The following is an 18871-nucleotide window of genomic DNA, read 5'->3' as shown; positions in this document are numbered from 1 at the left end:
GGTTTGTCGGGAAAATGCCGGGATTGACGCTTCGCAAACGTTTGCACAAGCCGTACCAATGTTTTCAATTCGCTGATATTTCGTCGATTTCAACGGTTTTTCTGACAGAACGATCACATTTTTCAAAAGCGCAAAAAATGTCGGCGGGTATGACTCCTGTGGCGAGGGGATTTATCCCCGATGGGGCGCGTAGCGGCCCTTGAAAGCGGGACCTGCTGCGCAGTCCATCGGGGATAAATCCCCTCGCCACAAAAACCATGTCAGGCCCGTCGTCACGGGCTGAAACGCTTATTCCAGACGGGCCTAGTATTAAAGTATTAACACCATTTAATCCGTGCCCCAATGCTGGGCGTCTACTAGCTTTGTCCCCAATCAACGGTTTTGTGATGACCGTCGAAGTCTTGAGTCGCGTGTGGAATAAGCAGCGGTTCACACGCTTTCAAGGAAGAAATTGGCCACGACAAGGAGTAGCCCGTGGAAGCAAGGTTCGGTGTCGCCCTCGTATCGCGTTTTTCTCCTCTTTCCCTTGCTGTGCATCTGAGTGTCGCCGGGTTGTTGTTCGGCGGCGTCAGCGCACCTGCGTTGGCCACGTGCTCCACGGCCGGCTCGACGGTGACCTGTACCGGCGTGCCATCGCTGCCGTTGTTTCTCAACAACTTCAGCAGCGCCACCAATGGCCTGACGGTCAACGTCAACAGCGGCGCGCAGATGAACGCGACCCTCGGCGGCCATGTCATGGACCTGACCGGGGTGAATATCAGCCTGAACAACTCCGGCACCCTCGACCCGGCGCTGCTCGGTCTGGTCTCGGTGTTGAGTGGCGGTGCCTTCATCGGCACCGGTGCGACCAGTACGGTCAGTGTGCTCAACAACGCCAGCGGGATCATCCGCGGCACCGGCATGTTGCTCGGCCTCAACCTGACCAGCATCGGTGGCCTGGGCATCGCAGTAAACAACGCGGCGGCGGGCACCACCAGCATCACCAACGCCGGCACCATCACTTCGACCGGGCTCTCGGTCGGTGGCATCACTCTGGCCGATACCCCGGTGGTGGGCGTCTACGGCGGCTCGCAGGTCAACATGACCAACAGCGACACCGGCATTATCAACGGCCGGATCGCGTTCGAGACGTCGGCGGCGGGCAACACCTTCTACAACGCCGGTGCGATTACCGGCGGCGTGTCGATGGGCGCGGCGAGCACCAACACCTTCACCGCCGTGACCGGCTCTTCCGTGCAAGTCGGCGATGGTGTTCAGGTCTCGGTGGGGCTCGGGGGTTTGATCGGTATCAACCTGACGTTCGCTCCGACCGGCACCGTCGATGGCGGCGCGGGCGGTACCAACAGCCTGATCCTGCAAAACACGACCGGCGTCGGCGGCGGTATTACCGGTGTCGGTACGGCGTCGAGCGCGACCTACGTCAACTTCAACAACCTGACCCTCAACAGCGGCACCTGGACCTTGCAGGGACCGTTGGTCAGCGGTGCGACCACGCTCAATGGCGGTGTCGCCCAGTTCAACAACAACGCCACCTTCGGCAGCGGTGTGATCACCTCCAATGGCGGGATTCTGCAGGCAAGCAACGCCGGTTTGAACATCAGCAACCTGATATCCCTCGGTGCCGGTGGCGTGACGGTACAAGGCACCAACGCCACCACGTTGAGCGGTGTGATTTCCGGCAGCGGTGGCCTGACCAAGGTCGGAGCGGGGCAATTGAACCTCAGCGCCGCCAACACTTATCTGGGCAACACCACGCTCAACGGCGGTACGGTGCTGGTGAGCAATAATTCGGCGTTCAGTGCCGGTACCCTCAATGTCACCGGCGCGACAACCGTGAGCGCACCGGGCACGATCAGCCTGAACAATGCCATCAACCTCGGAGGCACACTGACGGCCAGCGGCACCGGCGCACTGACCCTCGATGGCTTGATCAGTGGCAGCAGTGGTCTCACCAAAACCGGCACCGGCAGCCTGACCCTCAGCGGTGCCAACACCGGTTACACCGGCACCACCACGTTGAGCGCCGGCAGCCTGCTGGTGACCAATAACAACTCGCTGGGCAGCGGTGCGCTGACCACCGCCGCCGGCACCAGCCTCGACAGCACCGCCAACGTCAATCTGGCCAACAACATCGCGATGACCGGCGCGCTCAATGTGCTTGGCAGTAATGCCTTGACACTCGGTGGTGTGTTGTCCGGCACGGGCGGCATTACCAAGAGTGGCAGCGCCAGCCTGACGCTGACCGGCAATAACACCAACGCCGGTAACACCGTGCTTAATGCCGGCAGCCTGTTCCTGGGCAGTAACACCGCGCTTGGTACCGGCGCGTTGAGCGCGGCGGCGGGCACCACGCTGGATGCGACCACAGCGGTAACGTTGGCCAACGCCGTCGCGCTGGCGGCGGATCTGACCATTGGCGGTACGCAGGCGCTGGGCCTGAGCGGCGTCATCAGTGGCGCTGGCAACCTGATCAAAAATGGCACCGCAAACCTGAGCCTTAGCGGCAACAACACGTTCTCCGGCGGCACTGCGCTGAATGCCGGCACGCTGATTGTCGGCTCCAACACCGCGCTGGGTACTGGCGCACTGACTACCGCGGAAGGTACCACCCTCGACGCCAGCACCGCGGTCGCGCTGACCAACGCGGTTTCCCTCGGCGGCAACTTGAACGTCGGCGGCAGCGCCAACCTGACCCTCGGTGGTGTTATCAGCGGCAGCGGCGGGCTGACCAAAAACGGCGCAGCCAACCTGATCCTTAACGGTACCAACACGTTCCTCGGTGCCATCGCATTGAACGCAGGCACCCTCACCGCAGGCGCGAATGCGGCGCTCGGCAGCGGCAACATCACCGTGGGCGGCGCGGCAACCCTCGACAGCAATGCGTCCGTGACCCTGAACAACGCGGTTATTCTCAACAACGCCTTGAGCATCGGCGGCGCCAACGCCCTGACGCTGGGTGGCGTGATCAGCGGCGCCAGTCAATTGATCAAGAACGGCGCCGCCAACCTGACCCTCAGCGGCGCCAACACCTTCACCGGCGGCACCACGTTGAACGCCGGCAGCCTGACCGTCGGCGACAGCGCGGCACTCGGCACCGGCGCACTGACCGTGGCCGGGGCGGGCACCCTCAACAGCAGTTCGGCGTTGACCCTGAACAACGCGATCACCCTCAACGCCAACCTCACCGCGGGCGGCGCCAACGCGCTGACCCTCGGCGGCGTGATCAGTGGCGGCAACGGCCTGATCAAGACCGGCGCGTCGAGCCTGACCCTCAACGGTGCCAACACTTACACCGGCACCACGGCGCTGAACGCCGGCACACTGATTGTCGGTTCCAACACGGCGCTGGGCACGGGCACACTGAACGCGTCGAACGGCACCACACTGGATGCCAACACCGCAGCAACCCTGGCCAATAACGTCAACCTCGGCGGCACCCTGACCCTGGGCGGCACCAATGCGCTGACCCTCGGCGGCGTGGTCGCCGGTATCGGTGGGCTGGTCAAGAATGGCGCCGCCGACCTGACCCTCAACGGCGCTAACACCTATTTCGGCAACACCGCACTGAACACCGGCAAGCTGATTGTCGGCAGCAACACCGCGCTGGGCTCGGGCACATTGAACGCGGCGGCAGGCACGACGCTGGACGCCAACACCGCCGTCAGCCTGAACAACGCGGTGGCGCTGGCCGGTGCCTTGAATATTGGCGGCACGGCTGATCTGACCTTGACCGGTCTGGTCAGCGGCGCCGGCAGTCTGGTGAAAAACGGTACGGCCAATCTGATTCTCAACGCGGCGAACAACTTCCTCGGCGGCACTACGCTGAACGCCGGCACGCTGGCTGTCGGCAACAGTTCGGCGTTGGGCTCCGGCGCACTGACCGTCGCTGGCGCGGCGACGCTGGACAGCAATTCGCCGCTGGTCTCGCTAAGCAACGCGGTCGCCCTCAATGCGGCGCTGACCGTCGGCGGCACGCAGAACCTGACCCTCGGCGGCGTAACCAGTGGCACCGGCCAGTTGATCAAGAATGGCGCGGCCAATCTGACCCTCAACGGCAACAACACCTTCAGCGGCGGTACGACTCTGAACGCCGGCACCCTGACTCTGGGCAATGCCAACGGTTTGGGCAGCGGCGCGTTGATTGTTGGCGGCGCGGCGACCCTGGATAACAGCGCTTCCTTCGGCATCGGCAATGCAATCACGTTGAACGCCGGTCTCACCGTCGCGGGCAACAACGACCTGAGCCTCAACGGCATCATCGACGGCGCCGGCAACCTGACCAAAAACGGTCTGTCTGACTTGACGCTGGCCGGCAACAACACGTTCACGGGCGCGGTGAACATTGTCTCCGGCAGCGTCACCACGTTGAACAGCAATGCGCTGGGCAACACCTCTGGTGTGAATATCAGCGCTGGCGCCGGCCTGAATCTGGGCAGCGACGCCAGCCTCGGCGCGCTGACCGGCAGCGGCGACGTGCAGCTCACTGGCAGCAACACCCTGACCGTCGGCAGCGGCAACGTCACCAGCACGTTCGACGGCGGCCTCAGTGGCAGCGGTGGCCTGATCAAGGTCGGCACCGGCACCCTGAGCCTCACCGGAATCAATGGCATCACCGGCAACACCGCGATCAATGGCGGCACCGTGGATCTCAGCGGTTCGCTGGCCAGCGCGCAGGTCAACGTCAACACCGGCGGTACCCTGACCGGTACCGGTTCGGCGCTCGGTGCCATCAACGTCAACAGCGGTGGGCATCTGGCGTTGTCGTCGGGTAACCAACTGTCCGCCGGTGCACTGACCCTCGCGGCCGGCAGCAACGTCGATGTGGCGCTGGGAACCCCTTCGACCGCGTCGCTGATGAATGTCGGTGGCAACCTTACTCTCGACGGTAATCTCAACGTCACCGACGCCGGCGGTTTCGGCGTTGGCGTGTATCGCCTGTTCAACTACACCGGTGCGCTGACCAATCTGGGTCTTGATGTCGCCAGCGTGCCGGTCGGCTACGGCCTCGGCGATTTGATTGTGCAGACGGGCGTGGCCAATCAGATCAACATTCAAGTGTCGGCGCCGAACTCCAATATTCGTTATTGGGATGGCAGCCAGACCATTGCCAACGGTGTCGTCGATGGCGGCAGCGGTACCTGGAACGCGGTCGGCACCAATTGGACCGACGCCAACGGACTGGTCAATCAGCCATGGGCTGGCGACTTCGCGGTGTTCCAGGGTACGGCCGGTACGGTGACGGTTAACGGCACGCAAGCCTTCACCGGCATGCAATTCCTCACCGATGGCTACAACGTCGTCAACGGCGCGGCGGGACAACTGACAGCAGTCAACGGCACCGGTGGCACCACCGCGGTGCGCGTTGATCCGGGCGTGACCGCGACCCTCGCCGCCAATATCAATGGCAGCGGCATCCTCAACAAACTCGACACCGGCACCCTCGTGCTCAACGGCGCCAACACCTACAGCGGCGGAACGCAACTGGACGGCGGCAAGATTGTCGTCGGCAGCAACACCGCGCTGGGCAGCGGTACGCTGACCGCCAATGCCGGCACGCAACTGGACAGCAACGCGGCAGTGACCCTCGGCAACGCGGCGACACTCAACGGCAACCTCACCGTGGTCGGCAGCAATGCGCTGACCCTCAACGGCGTGATCGGCGGCACCGGTGGTCTGGTCAAAACCGGCGCGGCCAACCTGACCCTCGGCGGCAATAACGCCTTCCTCGGGCCAGTGGCGCTGAACGCGGGCGGACTGATTCTGGCGTCGAACTCGGCACTGGGTTCCGCCACCTTGAACGCAGCGGGTGGCACCACCCTTGATGCGAGCACGCAGGTGGCAGTGAATAACGCGGTCAATCTGGCGGGTAACCTCGGCATTGGCGGCACGGCGGATCTGACCCTCGCCGGCACAATCAATGGCGCCGGCAGCCTGAGCAAAAACGGCGCGTCGAACCTGACCCTCAGCGGCAACAACAACTTCCTCGGTGGCATCAACCTCAGCGCCGGCACCCTGACCGCCGGCAGCAACTCGGCGCTGGGCCTGGGCAACCTCACCGTCGCCGGCGCTTCGGCGCTGGACAGCAGCAGTGCGTTGAGCCTGGGCAACAACGTCGTGCTCAACGCCAACCTGAGCAACACCGGCAGCAACAACCTGACCCTCGCCGGTGTGGTCAGTGGCGCGGGTGGGCTGATCAAGAACGGCGCGTCGAACCTGACGCTCAACGGCATCAACACCTACAGCGGCGGCACCACATTGAACGCCGGCACACTGACGCTCGGTACGGGCTCCGCGCTGGGTTCCGGCGCAGTGACCGTGGCGGGTGCAGCGTCCCTCGACAACGCCGCACCGCTGGCGCTGGCCAACAACCTCAACGTCAATGCCAATCTGAGCCTCACAGGTAACAGTGGCCTGACGCTGGGCGGTGTGATCGCCGGCGCTGGTACGTTGACCAAGAGCGGTCTGGCGGTCCTGACGCTCAGCGGCAATAACACTTTCAGCGGTCTGATCGATGTTATGGCCGGCAGCCTGAACACCGTCGGCAGCACCGCGCTGGGCAATAACGCCAGCGTCAATCTCGCCGCCGGTACCACGCTCAACATCGGCGATTCGACCAGCATCGGCAGCCTGACCGGTGACGGTACGGTTGGCATCGGTGACTTTGACAGCCTGAGCATCGGCGGCAACAACCAGAGCAGCACATTCGCTGGCGTCCTCAGGGACGGCATCGATCCGGGCGGTTTGACCAAGCTGGGCAGCGGCACATTGACCCTGACCGGCAACAACACCCTCACTGGTGACACCAACGTCAACGCCGGTACCCTGCAGGTCAACGGTTCACTGGCCAGCGGCAATGTACTGGTCAACAGCGGCGGCACCCTCGGTGGCGGCGGCACGCTGACCGGAGCCGTGACCGTGGCCGATGGCGGGCATCTGGCCGGGCTCACTGGCAGCACCTTGTCGGTGAATTCGCTGGTGTTCAACGGCAACTCCAACTTCGATGTCGGCCTCGGCACTCCGGTGTCCGGTGGCGGTAATGCGTTGGTGAATGTCGGCGGCAATCTGACCCTCGACGGCACGCTGAATGTCAGCGACATCGGCGGTTTCGGCAGCGGCGTGTATCGGCTGATCAACTACACCGGTGGCCTCACCGACAACGGCATGCTGATCGGCACGGTACCGGGCAGCGTCACCCCGGGCGACCTGACCCTGCAAACCGCGCTGGCCAACCAGATCAATCTGCTGGTTACCGCACCGGGCGTTACCGTGCAGTTCTGGGACGGCAATCAACTGATCGCCAACGGTTCGGTGGACGGCGGCAATGGCACTTGGGGCACCGGCACCACCAACTGGACCGACGTCAACGGCACCACCAATCAGGCCTGGACCAACAACTTCGCAGTGTTCCAGGGCACGGCGGGCACGGTCACGGTCAACGGCGCGCAAACCATCACCGGCATGCAGTTCGTCACCGATGGCTACAGCCTGCAAAACGGCACGGCGGGGTCGCTGAATCTGGTCAACGGTTCGCTGGGTAACGCCTCGGTGCGCGTCGATCCGAACACAACGGCGACCATCGGTGTGGCACTCAACGGCGCCGGCTCCCTCGGCAAATACGACACCGGCACGCTGGTGCTCAACGCCGCCAACGGTTACACCGGCGGCACCGCGCTCAATGGCGGCAAGATCGTAGTGGGCAACAACGCGGCACTCGGCACTGGCGTGTTGACGGCGGCCAACGGCACCGCGCTGGACAGCAACACCGCCGTCAACCTCGGCAACGACGTGGTACTTAATGGTGGCCTGAACGTTGCCGGCTCCAATGCCTTGACCCTCGGCGGCGTGGTCAGCGGCAGCGGCAGTCTGATCAAGACCGGCGCTTCCAGCCTGACCCTCAACGGCAGCAACACCTACAGCGGCGGCACCCAACTGGGGGGCGGCACGCTGATCCTCGGCAATAACAGCGCACTGAGCAGCGGTGCGTTGAGTGTGACCGGCAACGGCAGCCTCGACAGTACCTCGGCGCTGCAACTGGCCAACGCCATCAACCTCGGCGCGCAACTGACGCTCGCCGGTAACCAGAACACCACCCTGATCGGCGCGATTACCGGCAGCGGCAGTCTGCTGAAAAACGGCACGGGTGATCTGGTGCTCAGCGGCGCGAATACCTACAGCGGTGGCACCACGCTGAACGGCGGCAGCACGCGCGGCGACACCAGCAGCCTGCAAGGCGCAATCGTCAACAACGCGGCGCTGACCTTCGAGCAGAACGCTGACGGCAGCTACACCGGCAACCTCACCGGTAGCGGCACGCTGAACAAAACCGGCAGCGGTCAATTGCTGTTGACCGGCAACAATACGTTCACCGGCAACACGTCGGTGCAGGCCGGCAATCTGCTCGTCAACGGTGTACTCAACAGCGCCAACGTCAACGTCGCCAGCGGTGCGAAAATCGGTGGCGGCGGTCAGTTCGGCGGGGCGGTGCAATTGGCCGACGGCGCGACCTTGCTCGGTGGCGGCACGGCGACGCCGTTGTCGGTCGGTTCGCTGGCGTTGTCCTCGGGCACGAATCTTGACTTCAGTCTCGGCTCGGCGGCCAGCTCCACCACAGTGGTCAACGTCGCTGGCAACCTGACCCTCGACGGCACGCTGAACATCAGCAACGCCGGCGGCTTCGGCACCGGGGTCTACCAACTGTTCAGCTACGGCGGCAGCCTGACTGACAACGGGCTGGTTTACGGCAGCCTGCCGGTGTCGACGGCCAATCTGACCCTGCAAACCGCCATCGCCAACCAGATCAATCTGCTGGTGCAAGGCACGCCGGGAGAGGTGCAGTTCTGGAACGGCGGCACCACCAATCCTGATGGCAGCATCGATGGTGGTAGCGGTGTGTGGGGGCCGAATACCAACTGGACCGATCCGAGCGGCACGCAAGCGTTGGCCTCCAACGGTCAGTTCGCCGTATTTGGCGGGCAGAGCGGCACGGTGACTGTGCAGGGCAATCAGAACTTCACCGGCCTGCAATTCCTCACCAGCGGCTACAGCCTGGTGCCAGGGGCGGGCGGCACGCTGACGCCGGTCAACGGTTCTGACGGCAGCCTTGCGCCGGTGCGCGTCAACGCCGGGGCCAGTGCGGAGATTTCCACACCACTGGTCGGGACTGGCGGCATCGAAAAACTCGACGCCGGCACCCTGGTGCTGAGCGGCGCCAACACCTACAGCGGTGGCACCACGGTCAGCGGCGGTACGCTGATCGGCAACACCACCAGCCTGCAAGGCAACATCCTCAACAACGCTTCGCTGGTGTTCCAGCAGAACGCCAATGGCCAGTTCAACGGTTCGCTGCGTGGACTGGGCGCGATGCTCAAACGTGGCGCCGGGACATTGCTGTTGATCGGTGACAATCCATTCAGCGGCACCGTGTCGGTGGATCAAGGCGTGCTGCAAGTCGGCAGCCGCGCCGCGCGGGCTTCGTTGGGTGGGCAAGTCACCGTGGCCAACGGCGCCGGTCTGAGCGGTAACGGCAGCGTCGGTTCGCTGGTCAACCACGGTGTGGTGGCATCGGGTGCCGAGGCTGGCACTCTGAGCGTGGCCGGCAACCTGACCAATGCCGCCGACGGTGTGCTGGCGTTGACCATCAGTTCGCCAACCGCGACACCGTTGGCGGTCGGCGGTACCGCAGCGCTAGGCGGCGGTTTGCAGGTCAATTCGCTGGCACCGTTCACCGGCAATACCGTGTACTCGCTGATCACGGCGGGTGGCGGTGTCACCGGTACCTTCAGCAGCGCAGATCTGCCGCAGTACGCCTTCCTCGACAGCTCGCTGGTTTACGGTGCCGATTCGGTGACCCTGGCGGTCAGCCGCAACGACAACTCGTTCGCCGATGTCGCTGCGACCGGCAACCAGAGCGCTACCGCTTCGGCGTTGTCGCGTAACGGTGCAGCGGGTACGGCGTTGCAGAACCAGATCGTCAACCTCAGCGTGGCCGGTGCGCGCAGTGCCTTTGACAGCCTGTCCGGCGAAATCCACGCCAGCACCGCCAGCGCGATTCTCGAAGATTCGCGTTACGTGCGTGAGGCCGTCAACGATCGCATGCGCCAGCCGTCGTGCAGCGCGGCGGATGATCCACGCCGTGCCCTGGCGCCAAGCGAGAACCAGTTGAGCAGCAACGGCTGCCACGGCGAAATGGTCGGCTGGGCCCGCGCACTGGGTGCCTGGGGTGAATCGGATGGCGACAGCAACAGCGCCAAACTCGATCGCAACCTCAGCGGCTTCCTGCTCGGCACCGACAAGCAGCTCGATGAGCAATGGCGCGTGGGCATGGCCGCCGGCTACACCCGCAGCGATCTCGACGCCCATGATCGTCGCTCGGATGCCACGGTCGAAAGCTACCACCTGGCGGCGTACCTCAACTCGCAGTTCGATGCACTGGCCGTGCGCCTCGGCGCGGCTTACAGCTGGCACGACATCGAGACCAAACGCGACGTCAGCGTCGGTACTTACAACGATCGCTTGAAAGCCAACTACGACGCACGCAGCGCACAGGTGTTCGGCGAAGTCGGTTACACCATTGACGCCGCCGGTATCGCTCTGGAGCCGTTCGCCGGTCTGGCCTACGTCAACTACGACACCGACAAGGCCAAGGAAAAGGGCGGAGTAGGGCGCCTGAAGGCGGATGCCGATCAGGACATCACCTTCTCGACCCTCGGCCTGCGCGCCGGCAAAGTCATCACCCTGAGCAACGGCGGGCAATTTACCCCGCGCGCGGCTGTGGGCTGGCGGCATGCGTTCGGCGACACCAAGCCTGACGCCGACCTGACCTTCATTGACGGCGGCGCCTCGTTCAGCACTCAAGGTGTGCCGATTGCCAAGGACAGCGCCATCGTTGAAGCGGGCGTGGACTTCCAGATCAGCCCGACCGGCAAGCTCGGGGTCGGCTACTCGGGGCAACTGTCGAACGACAACAACGATCACGCGATGACCATCAGCTTCAGCCTTGGCTTCTGAATTAGGGTCGAAGCACTTTTAGCCGCCCGCGAGGGCGGTTTTTTTTTGCCGGAGCAAAGGTCTCAGTAACTTCTGTAGGAAATTCGTGTTGGAACCGTCCGCTTTTTCCCAAATGGAAACGCCCTACATCAAACATCGATTCATCTGACTTCACCGATTTAGCCATCACGCCTCACAGTCCTGTGCCTTAAACAGACACAGGGATATGTGGATGCTTACCGCCGGCCGCTCCGTTGTTTTCAGACTCGACATCGAAGGTTTTCCCCACGATCTGCAGGTAGCCGAATTCCGGGCTACCGAGGCGCTCAACCAAACCTACAAGATCGACCTTGAACTGGTCAGCGAACGCCGTGACCTGGATCTCGAGTCCTTGCTGCAACGTCCGGCATTTCTCTCGTTTTGTGCGAACGGCGCCGGTCTTCACGGGCAGATTTATCGAATCGCCCAAGGTGATTCCGGTTCCCGTCTGACGCGCTATCAGATCGTTCTGGTGCCCTGTCTGGCTTACCTTGCGCATCGCCATAATCAACGGATCTTTCAGCACCAGAGCGTGCCGCAAATCATCGCCAGCGTGTTGAGTGAGCACGGCATGCAGCCCGATGCCTGGCGTTTTCAACTCAGTGCCGAGTACCCGCCGCGCCTGTATTGCGTGCAGTTCGACGAGTCGGATCTGCACTTCATCCAGCGTTTGTGCGAGGAAGAAGGCCTGCACTTTCATTTCCAGCACCGCAACGATGGGCATCTGTTGGTGTTTGGCGACGACCAGACGGTCTTCCCCACACCTGACGTGCCGACAGCCTATGCACAAGGCAGCGGCATGGTCGCCGAAGCGGCGGTGATCGACCGCTTCAAGGTTCGTCTCGAAACCCGCACCAGCCACGTCAGTCGCCGCGACTATCACTTTGAAAAACCCACGGTGCAACTCGACGCCGAGGCCAAAGAAAACCGGCTTCCAGCGCTTGAGGATTACCGCTTTCCGGGACAGTTCAGCCATCGTGATCACGGTAGACATTTGAGCCAGCGCGCCCTTGAGCGGCATCGCGCCGATTATCGTCAAGCCCATGGGCGCAGCGACCAAAGCCTGATGCGCAGTGGCAGTTTCGTCGACATGAGCGAGCACCCGCGCGCCGACTGCAATGGCCTGTGGCTGCTGACCCGCGTTGAGCACATCGGCCTGCAACCGCAAGTGCTGGAGGAATCGTCAAGCGTCCCGGCTACCGACGATGGTTTCAGTCAGGGCTATCGCAATCACTTCGTCGCGACGCCTTGGGAGGTGAATTTTCGCCCCGCGCTGGAGCATCCAAAAATACGCATGACCGGCAACCAGCATGCCGTGGTGACGGGGCCGCCCGGCGAAGAAATCTACTGCGACGCCTATGGCCGGGTGAAAGTACAACTGCTGTGGGATCGCGACGGTCAGCTCAACGAGCAATCCAGTTGCTGGCTGCGCGTGGCCACGGGCTGGGCCCATGACCGTTACGGCAGCGTGCAGATTCCGCGCGTCGGCATGGAAGTGCTGGTGGGGTTTACCGAGGGCGATCCGGACAAACCGTTCGTGGCCGGCTGCTTGCCCAACGCGGCGACGCCGGTGCCACTGGACCTGCCGGCCGAACACACGCGCAGTATCTTTCGCAGCCAGAGCAGTCCGGGCGGTGGCGGCTATAACGAGTTGCGCATCGAGGACAGAAAAGGCGCTGAAGAAATTGCCATTCGCGCCCAGCGTGACTTCACTCAACTGGTGCTCAATGACCAACGCGTGCAGGTCGACCACCAACACACGATGGTCGTCGGCGGTCTTTGCAGTCTTGATCTGCGCAGTGATGAGCATCATCTGACCCACGGCAATCGCCTGACCGAACTCAAGCAGGACGACCACCTGTGGGTGCAAGGCGACCGGCACATCCGGGTCGCCAGTCAGCGACTCAGCGCCGGCCAGCAAATCCACCTCGGCGCCGGTCAGCAAGTGGTTATCGATGGCGGCATCCATGTGACGATCATGGCCGGCGGGCACTGGTTGACGCTGGGGCCGGAGGGCATCTGCAGCAGCGTGCCGATCGTTCAGGGTGGTGCGCCTGCGATTGGCCTGGCAGCAGAACCGTTGGTGCCGGGAGCGTTGCCGTCGTTGAAAGTGGCGTCTGATCCGCTTCAGCAACGCCATGCGTTGGCTGCCAACCGTGACGCGCGGTGCCTGGTCTGCGAGGCGGCCCAAGCATGAGCGTTCTGACTTCTTTTCCCGATGATTTGCCTTGGGTCGAGCAACAGGCCTTTTTGTTGCTGGATGGCGCAACCGTCAGCGATTTGCCAGCGCGGGTCAGGCAGCTCAGCCCGGCGGCCAATACGTTTGCCTTGTTTGACCAGACGTCCTTTTCTGCATTACGCGACATCTCGCCGTTGCTGGTGGAGATCCAGCAGGCGGACGATCCGCTGGCGCTGTTCTATCTGCAACACGCGGCTGAGGAGTGGGGCGTGTTGTTGTTCAGCGCGGCGCCTGCGCACAGCGTGGCCGAGCACTTGCGCAAACTGGTCAGCGTCGAGTTGCCGGCCGGCCAGTCGGCCATGCTGCGGCTGGCCGATGCGGCGGTTGCTCTTGCCCTGTTTGCCAGTGGCGATCAGTGTTTGTTCGGGCCTTTGAGTTGCGTGGTGACTGCCGATTGCGTCAACGCGGTCTGGCACAGCCATCGACCGCGACGGGCGGAGTGCCCGGTGCTTGGCGTTCCTTATTGCCTGAGCCCTGAACTGGACGCAGCGCTGGACCGGGTTGATCGGCGTCGCGCCTTGCTGGAACTCAATGCGCATTTGTTGAAGCACTTTCCCGGATTTCCTCTCGAAGGAGCGCTGAGTCAGCGCTGGCCAACCCTTGAGCAGATTGATAGCCAAGCCCGCGCGCTTGGCCTGAGTAGCCAATCCGAGTTGTTCAACTACGCCAACCTGATGGTGTGGCTTGACGGCAGCGATATCGACCAACACCCAAAAATCCATCACTTGCTTCATTCCCCCTCACTGCAATCACCGGGCGAGCGCGTTGCGTTGGCCGCTGATCTGGCGCAGCGCTGGGCCAGCCACAAGGAATACCAATGACCCATCCCGCCATTCTCGACGCCGCAGCGGCTTCGAAAGCCCCAATTGCTGGTCCTACGGCGTGCCCGCTGCGACAAACCCACGTGCAACTGCTGCCGCTGAGTTACGGCCTGGTGGAAAGAGAATACGAGCCCGGCGCCGAGCTGAATTTGCCGTACACCCTGACCACGCGCCCGATGGGCATCCGCCGGCTGCGCGACGGCTGGCTGTACATCATCGACGGCCTCAGTGGCGACTTGTACGAATATCGCATTGTCGACGGCATCGTCACGGCGCTGCTGCATCAGGGTAAAACGGTCAACGAGGATCAGCGCGGCGCCATTGAAGAGCGCCCGGCGCTGATCTTTTCGCGCAAAAGTACGCTGCACGTGAGCTTCGCCGAGGTGCAGTGGACGGCCCGCAAATGCTCTCAGGTGCTGGACAGCGCTGAGGAGCGCGGGCATTTCATGCAGCCGGTCGATCTGGGGCCGGTGAATTGTCTGGTCGGTGGCGAACATTTGCTGACGGTCGCTCAGGCGAAAAAATGGCTGGCGGAAGTGGCGACTGGCGCTGAGCCGGTCGCTGAAACGGACGCGACCCGGATGCCTGCCGTGCAGGTCAGCGATGCCCCCGAGCATGAACGCGAACCGTATTTGTGGGAGCAGCCGAAGCGTTTTCGTGCCGCGCACATCGGCGAATTTCTCGGTCGGGTACGGGGGCCTTATCAGGACGACACGCTGTTTCTGCTGGTCAACGATGATCTGGGCGTGCTGCGCGATCTGGCCGAGTATCAGGACCGCGTGGTCGGCTGGGTCGAGGCGTGGAGCAACGCCGATAACAGCGAGCGTGATTATCTGTTGGCCAGTTACATCGAGTCCCTCAGCCAGCTCAACGACAAAGATTTCGACAGTCTGGCCAACGCCAGTGACCAACCGCAGGCCAAAGCCCTGTTTGCCGATATCGAGCAGTTGCCGGAACCGGATCGTGAGAATACGCGCAAGGCGTTGCTCGATTATTTGAACAAGGGCGGCAGCGTCGAGCCGACCTCTACAGACGCGACGCCGGAACTGAATCAACTGCGTGAAAAGGCCCTCGATCAGTCGCTGGCCCTGAACCGTTTCGACGGCGTCGCGCCAGACTTCACCGCCCATGATCGCGCCACCGCCGAGGCGGATCGCCGTTACTACACGCGTCAGTATTTCGAGGCAGTCGCCCCCGAAGATTTCGTCGAGCGACACCTGTCAGCGCTGGTCGATCTGGGCAAGGATCAGGATCGGCGCATGCGCGATGTGCTCGACGGCCCGGTGCTCAGCGGCAAACGCGGGGTCAACGACCTGATCGACCGACCGGCGATGGACGACAGACTGAATCTGCTGCGCGATGACCTCGGCCGCTGGAACCGCCTGCTCGAACGCATCACCGCCGACCGCACGCAACTGCTGGTCGCCGGCCGCTTCCACCGCGCGGCGTGGTACTACGACGCGCAAGAGGCGACGCAACTGCACCAGGCCCTCAGCACCGAATACGCCTGCCTCAAGGACCTCTGCCGCAGCGACGCGGCGAGCGAACAAATGCTCGGTTATCTGGAACAGCACCCGGAACTGACCCGAACGCTGTTCTACACCTTGCCGCTGCGTCTGCAAGCCGAGCAGGCCGGGCAATATGCGTTCCTGTTCAACGCCGGCATGGCCACGTTCAACAACCTGCCGGACTGGCTGGCGAAACTGAAAAAGATCGAGCAACCGCACCTGCCGGCCCTCGACGACATGCCCGAACACAGCCGCACGGTCGCGGCCGCTGTGCAGGACACCTACAGCCCGGCACTGAACCTGGGCCTGAACCGCGTACTGGAAGGCTTCGACCTCTCAGGGGAGAAAATTCCCGATCTCGATGAGCTGTTCCAGCGCCTGCCCAAAGGGCTGAAATTGCGCCTCTTCGATGCCGCCAAAACCAGCGGCGTGACCTTCACCGTCGCCAGCCCCGCAGAACAGTCCGCCCTGCAAACCGCAATCAAGGAACTGCTGCGCGAACGCGACTACCTGAAAACCCTCAACCGCGAACGCAACCAGATCACCCACAACAAGAACCGCCAGGGCCATAAAACGCCGCGGGCGCTGGAGTTGCAGGAAGAGATCCTGCGCGTGCGGGCGCAGTTGACGGTGATCGAAGGGCGATTAGCGGCGGCGCTGAGCCCGATTGAGGAAGTGCCGGATCGCTCGGCCCGCTTGTACGGCGCCACGCCTGCGCGGGCAGGGGTGACGGTAGTGTTTCCGCCGGCACAGCAGGGGGAGTTAAGGAGTTTGCTGGGGAATATTCGGCTGGGGGTGGGTGGGATTTCGGCGGGGAGTCTGGTGAAGACGGAAGGGATGGGGTTGGTGGTGGTTTTGGTGCAGGTGGTGAATTTGGTGGGGGTTTATCGGGAAGTCAGAACCCAATCCAACAATGATCGTGTGTGGAGACCGCTAGCTGATGCTGTAGTGGCAACAGCCGCAGCTGGATTTATCGCAGCCCAGAGCCTTGCAGACACAGCAATGAAAGTACGTGGCTCAGCACTCGTTGTTGGACTACAACACCATGCCCTACAGAACGTATTTGTCCAAATGGGAAAACTGCATGTAGGGCTCGGCTTGTTCTCCTACTTGGCAGGGCTGGCATCTTCCGTGAGTAGTTTTTTTACCCAGAGCAAGAAATGGCAGCAGGCAATCCGCAGCGGAAACCATTCGGCACAGGGTTCGGCTGCACTCGCTACTTTTGGTGCTGGAGGCATGGTAACTGTTAACTCCTATGGGCTCAGTCATTCTGTCCACGCCACATTTAGAGTATTGAGTGCTTCCAACAAGACGGCGAGAACAGCCGCCTGGGCAGCTGCTGGCACACGTCTGTCCACTGTTTTTTTTCGTTTCAACCTCGCCGGTGCTTTGTTCACCGTGCTGGAGCTTAGTGGTACGTGGCTATTCAACCGCTACAACCTCAGTGCTCACGATAAATGGCTGAAAATAACGCCTTGGAGCCGGGATGCGGAGATGCGCGGCGATCACTCGCTAGATGACTATCAAAGTTATCTGGCATTTCTGATTCAAGCGCCTTATGCCCAGCTTGGCCCAAATCATTACGACTCTTGGCTGAAGAACTTGCTGTTCAAAGCCAAGGCCAGCGATATCCATTTAGTGCTGCCAAAATTGACACTGGGTGATCTGCTGCCTCCTCTTGGTTTTAGTGCCACGCACCGTCTAGGTATTGGCGCCCATCGTATTTCCCTACCTTTACACAGCCAAGGGACTCCGCGAGAACGTAAAGAAGTCATCAGTGAAGAGATCGTCAGCAGTCTGCGTATCGTTAAGTCATCTCCTGATGGATTGATACTCTGCCTTCAGTACCCAATTGATCACCGCTCTGAATATACGCCAGCGAAAGAAACACTTGAGTTGGCTGTTTGCGTTCAGGCCCTGAATGGCAACGGTGAGTGGGCATCGAGAACCCGTGTGATCCATCTTGACCCCCGAGGGGAAGGGCATTTTTCCGTGATTGCTCCTTCGTTAGTCAAAGAAAATCCACCGGTGCTGTTAGTTGAAACCCAGTTCCTGGAGCGGGCTGATCATGCTGAGTAATCACAACATACCTATCAATATGCCGCAGTTTGATCAGCCCGGAAAAGCAGGCGGCATTGAGTCATTTGTGAGCGGGAAGATTACCTATCTCGCACCACTGCCATTGCCCACAGCAACACCACCCTATGGGCCACATATCGGAGAACTGAACGATGTGTATATGGACTTTGGGTTCGGATCACCGCAGGTGTTCTCATGGCAAGTGATATTGGGCGGGCCATTCACTGGCACCGTCATGATCGCACTCCTATATCCACTTGTCGGAGGATTGCTTGCGCTCCTGTTCGGGGACGGATGGGAGTTCATCAGAGAAGTTATTGAGGGCGTTTTTCTCGCGTCATACGAACTAGCGTTAATAACGGGCTTTCTTGCCTTACTCATCGGCCTTTGCGTCTGGCACCACAACCACAAAAAACGCGCCTCAATCATCCCGACCCGCTTCAACCGCCAACGCCGCGAAGTCTGCTTCATGCCCGAAGGCGAAACCGAACCCGTCTTCGTCCCCTGGGAATCCCTCTCCGCCTGGATCATCGAAGCCCAAGGCGCGACCCAATACGGCATCCACCGCCAATACGGTATGGGCATTGGTTTCTACCACGGCGAAACCCTCACCAGCCTCGAATTTCCCTGCGCCGGGCTGCCACTCGCCATCAGCCATTGGGAAGCCATTCGCGGCTACATGGAATACGAGGTCAACGACCTCAAATCGATTCAGGACCTGCAAGACCTGCAAGGCCCCGACGACCCGCCTCACGAAGGCCTGCACACGTTTCGCAACACCCGCGCACGCATGCACCAGCAGATCCGCGACGGTTCGCGTACTCGGCTGTCAGGGTTTTTCTGGTACCTGTATCACGTCATGACTCTGTGGACGATTCCCAACCACCTCGTTGAATGGGAAGTGCGGCGCCTCGAAAGGATTGGCAAGCAGACGTTACCCGAATCCATGCGCGAATGGTCGGAGCCGCTGCCGGAAGATCAATGGGCCAAACCAAGTGAGGAGTTGCTGCGCTTGAGTGAGCAGGTGCGCCAGATACAAAAACGCCAGCCGCGACGACCCATTACCGAGATCTTTGCCGAGGTCCAAAAAACATCATCAACCGGCAAGCGTCGTGCATGAAAGTTATGCAGCTCAGTGAGCGATAGGGCAGCCAGTTGCTCGCGAAGGTGCCTTGGCATTCAGCGCAAAAATCAGCTTT

The 18871-nt window shown here is 61.9% G+C and carries 5 protein-coding genes; all 5 read left to right on the top strand.

What is annotated here, in order from left to right; genetic code table 11:
* Window positions 1-474 precede the first annotated feature (474 nt).
* The 5 genes from KI231_RS19395 (at window position 475) to KI231_RS19375 (ending at window position 18792) form a co-directional block, all read left to right on the top strand.
* Complete coding sequence (locus KI231_RS19395; RefSeq protein ID WP_212809674.1) at window positions 475-11007, top strand: autotransporter-associated beta strand repeat-containing protein; 10533 nt, start codon at window positions 475-477, stop codon at window positions 11005-11007.
* Between the two features lie 211 nt (window positions 11008-11218).
* Entirely contained in the window at window positions 11219-13222 is a 2004-nt protein-coding gene (locus tag KI231_RS19390; RefSeq protein ID WP_212809672.1) for a type VI secretion system Vgr family protein, read from the top strand.
* Window positions 13219-14085 (top strand): DUF4123 domain-containing protein, encoded by an 867-nt coding sequence (locus tag KI231_RS19385; RefSeq protein WP_212809670.1) that lies wholly within the window; start codon window positions 13219-13221, stop codon window positions 14083-14085. The genes KI231_RS19390 and KI231_RS19385 overlap by 4 nt, the downstream gene beginning before the upstream one ends.
* Window positions 14082-17672, top strand: coding sequence for a toxin VasX (locus KI231_RS19380; protein WP_212809668.1), 3591 nt, complete (start codon window positions 14082-14084; stop codon window positions 17670-17672). Before KI231_RS19385 ends, KI231_RS19380 begins: the two co-directional genes overlap by 4 nt.
* On the top strand, window positions 17662-18792 hold the full coding sequence (locus tag KI231_RS19375) for a hypothetical protein (protein ID WP_212809666.1): 1131 nt from the start codon (window positions 17662-17664) through the stop codon (window positions 18790-18792). The genes KI231_RS19380 and KI231_RS19375 overlap by 11 nt, the downstream gene beginning before the upstream one ends.
* Window positions 18793-18871 lie beyond the last annotated feature (79 nt).

This window comes from Pseudomonas sp. Seg1 (assembly GCF_018326005.1).
Lineage (GTDB): Bacteria > Pseudomonadota > Gammaproteobacteria > Pseudomonadales > Pseudomonadaceae > Aquipseudomonas.
Note: the sequence above shows the minus strand (reverse complement) of the source record. Positions and strands in the feature narration are given on the sequence as shown.

What these genes read in the sequence shown, in the direction of transcription:
- KI231_RS19380 (WP_212809668.1), top strand. Translation starts at nt 14,082, where the DNA reads ATGACCCATCCCGCCATTCTCGACGCCGCAGCGGCTTCGAAAGCCCCA.
- KI231_RS19390 (WP_212809672.1), top strand. Translation starts at nt 11,219, where the DNA reads ATGCTTACCGCCGGCCGCTCCGTTGTTTTCAGACTCGACATCGAAGGT.
- KI231_RS19385 (WP_212809670.1), top strand. Translation starts at nt 13,219, where the DNA reads ATGAGCGTTCTGACTTCTTTTCCCGATGATTTGCCTTGGGTCGAGCAA.
- KI231_RS19375 (WP_212809666.1), top strand. Translation starts at nt 17,662, where the DNA reads ATGCTGAGTAATCACAACATACCTATCAATATGCCGCAGTTTGATCAG.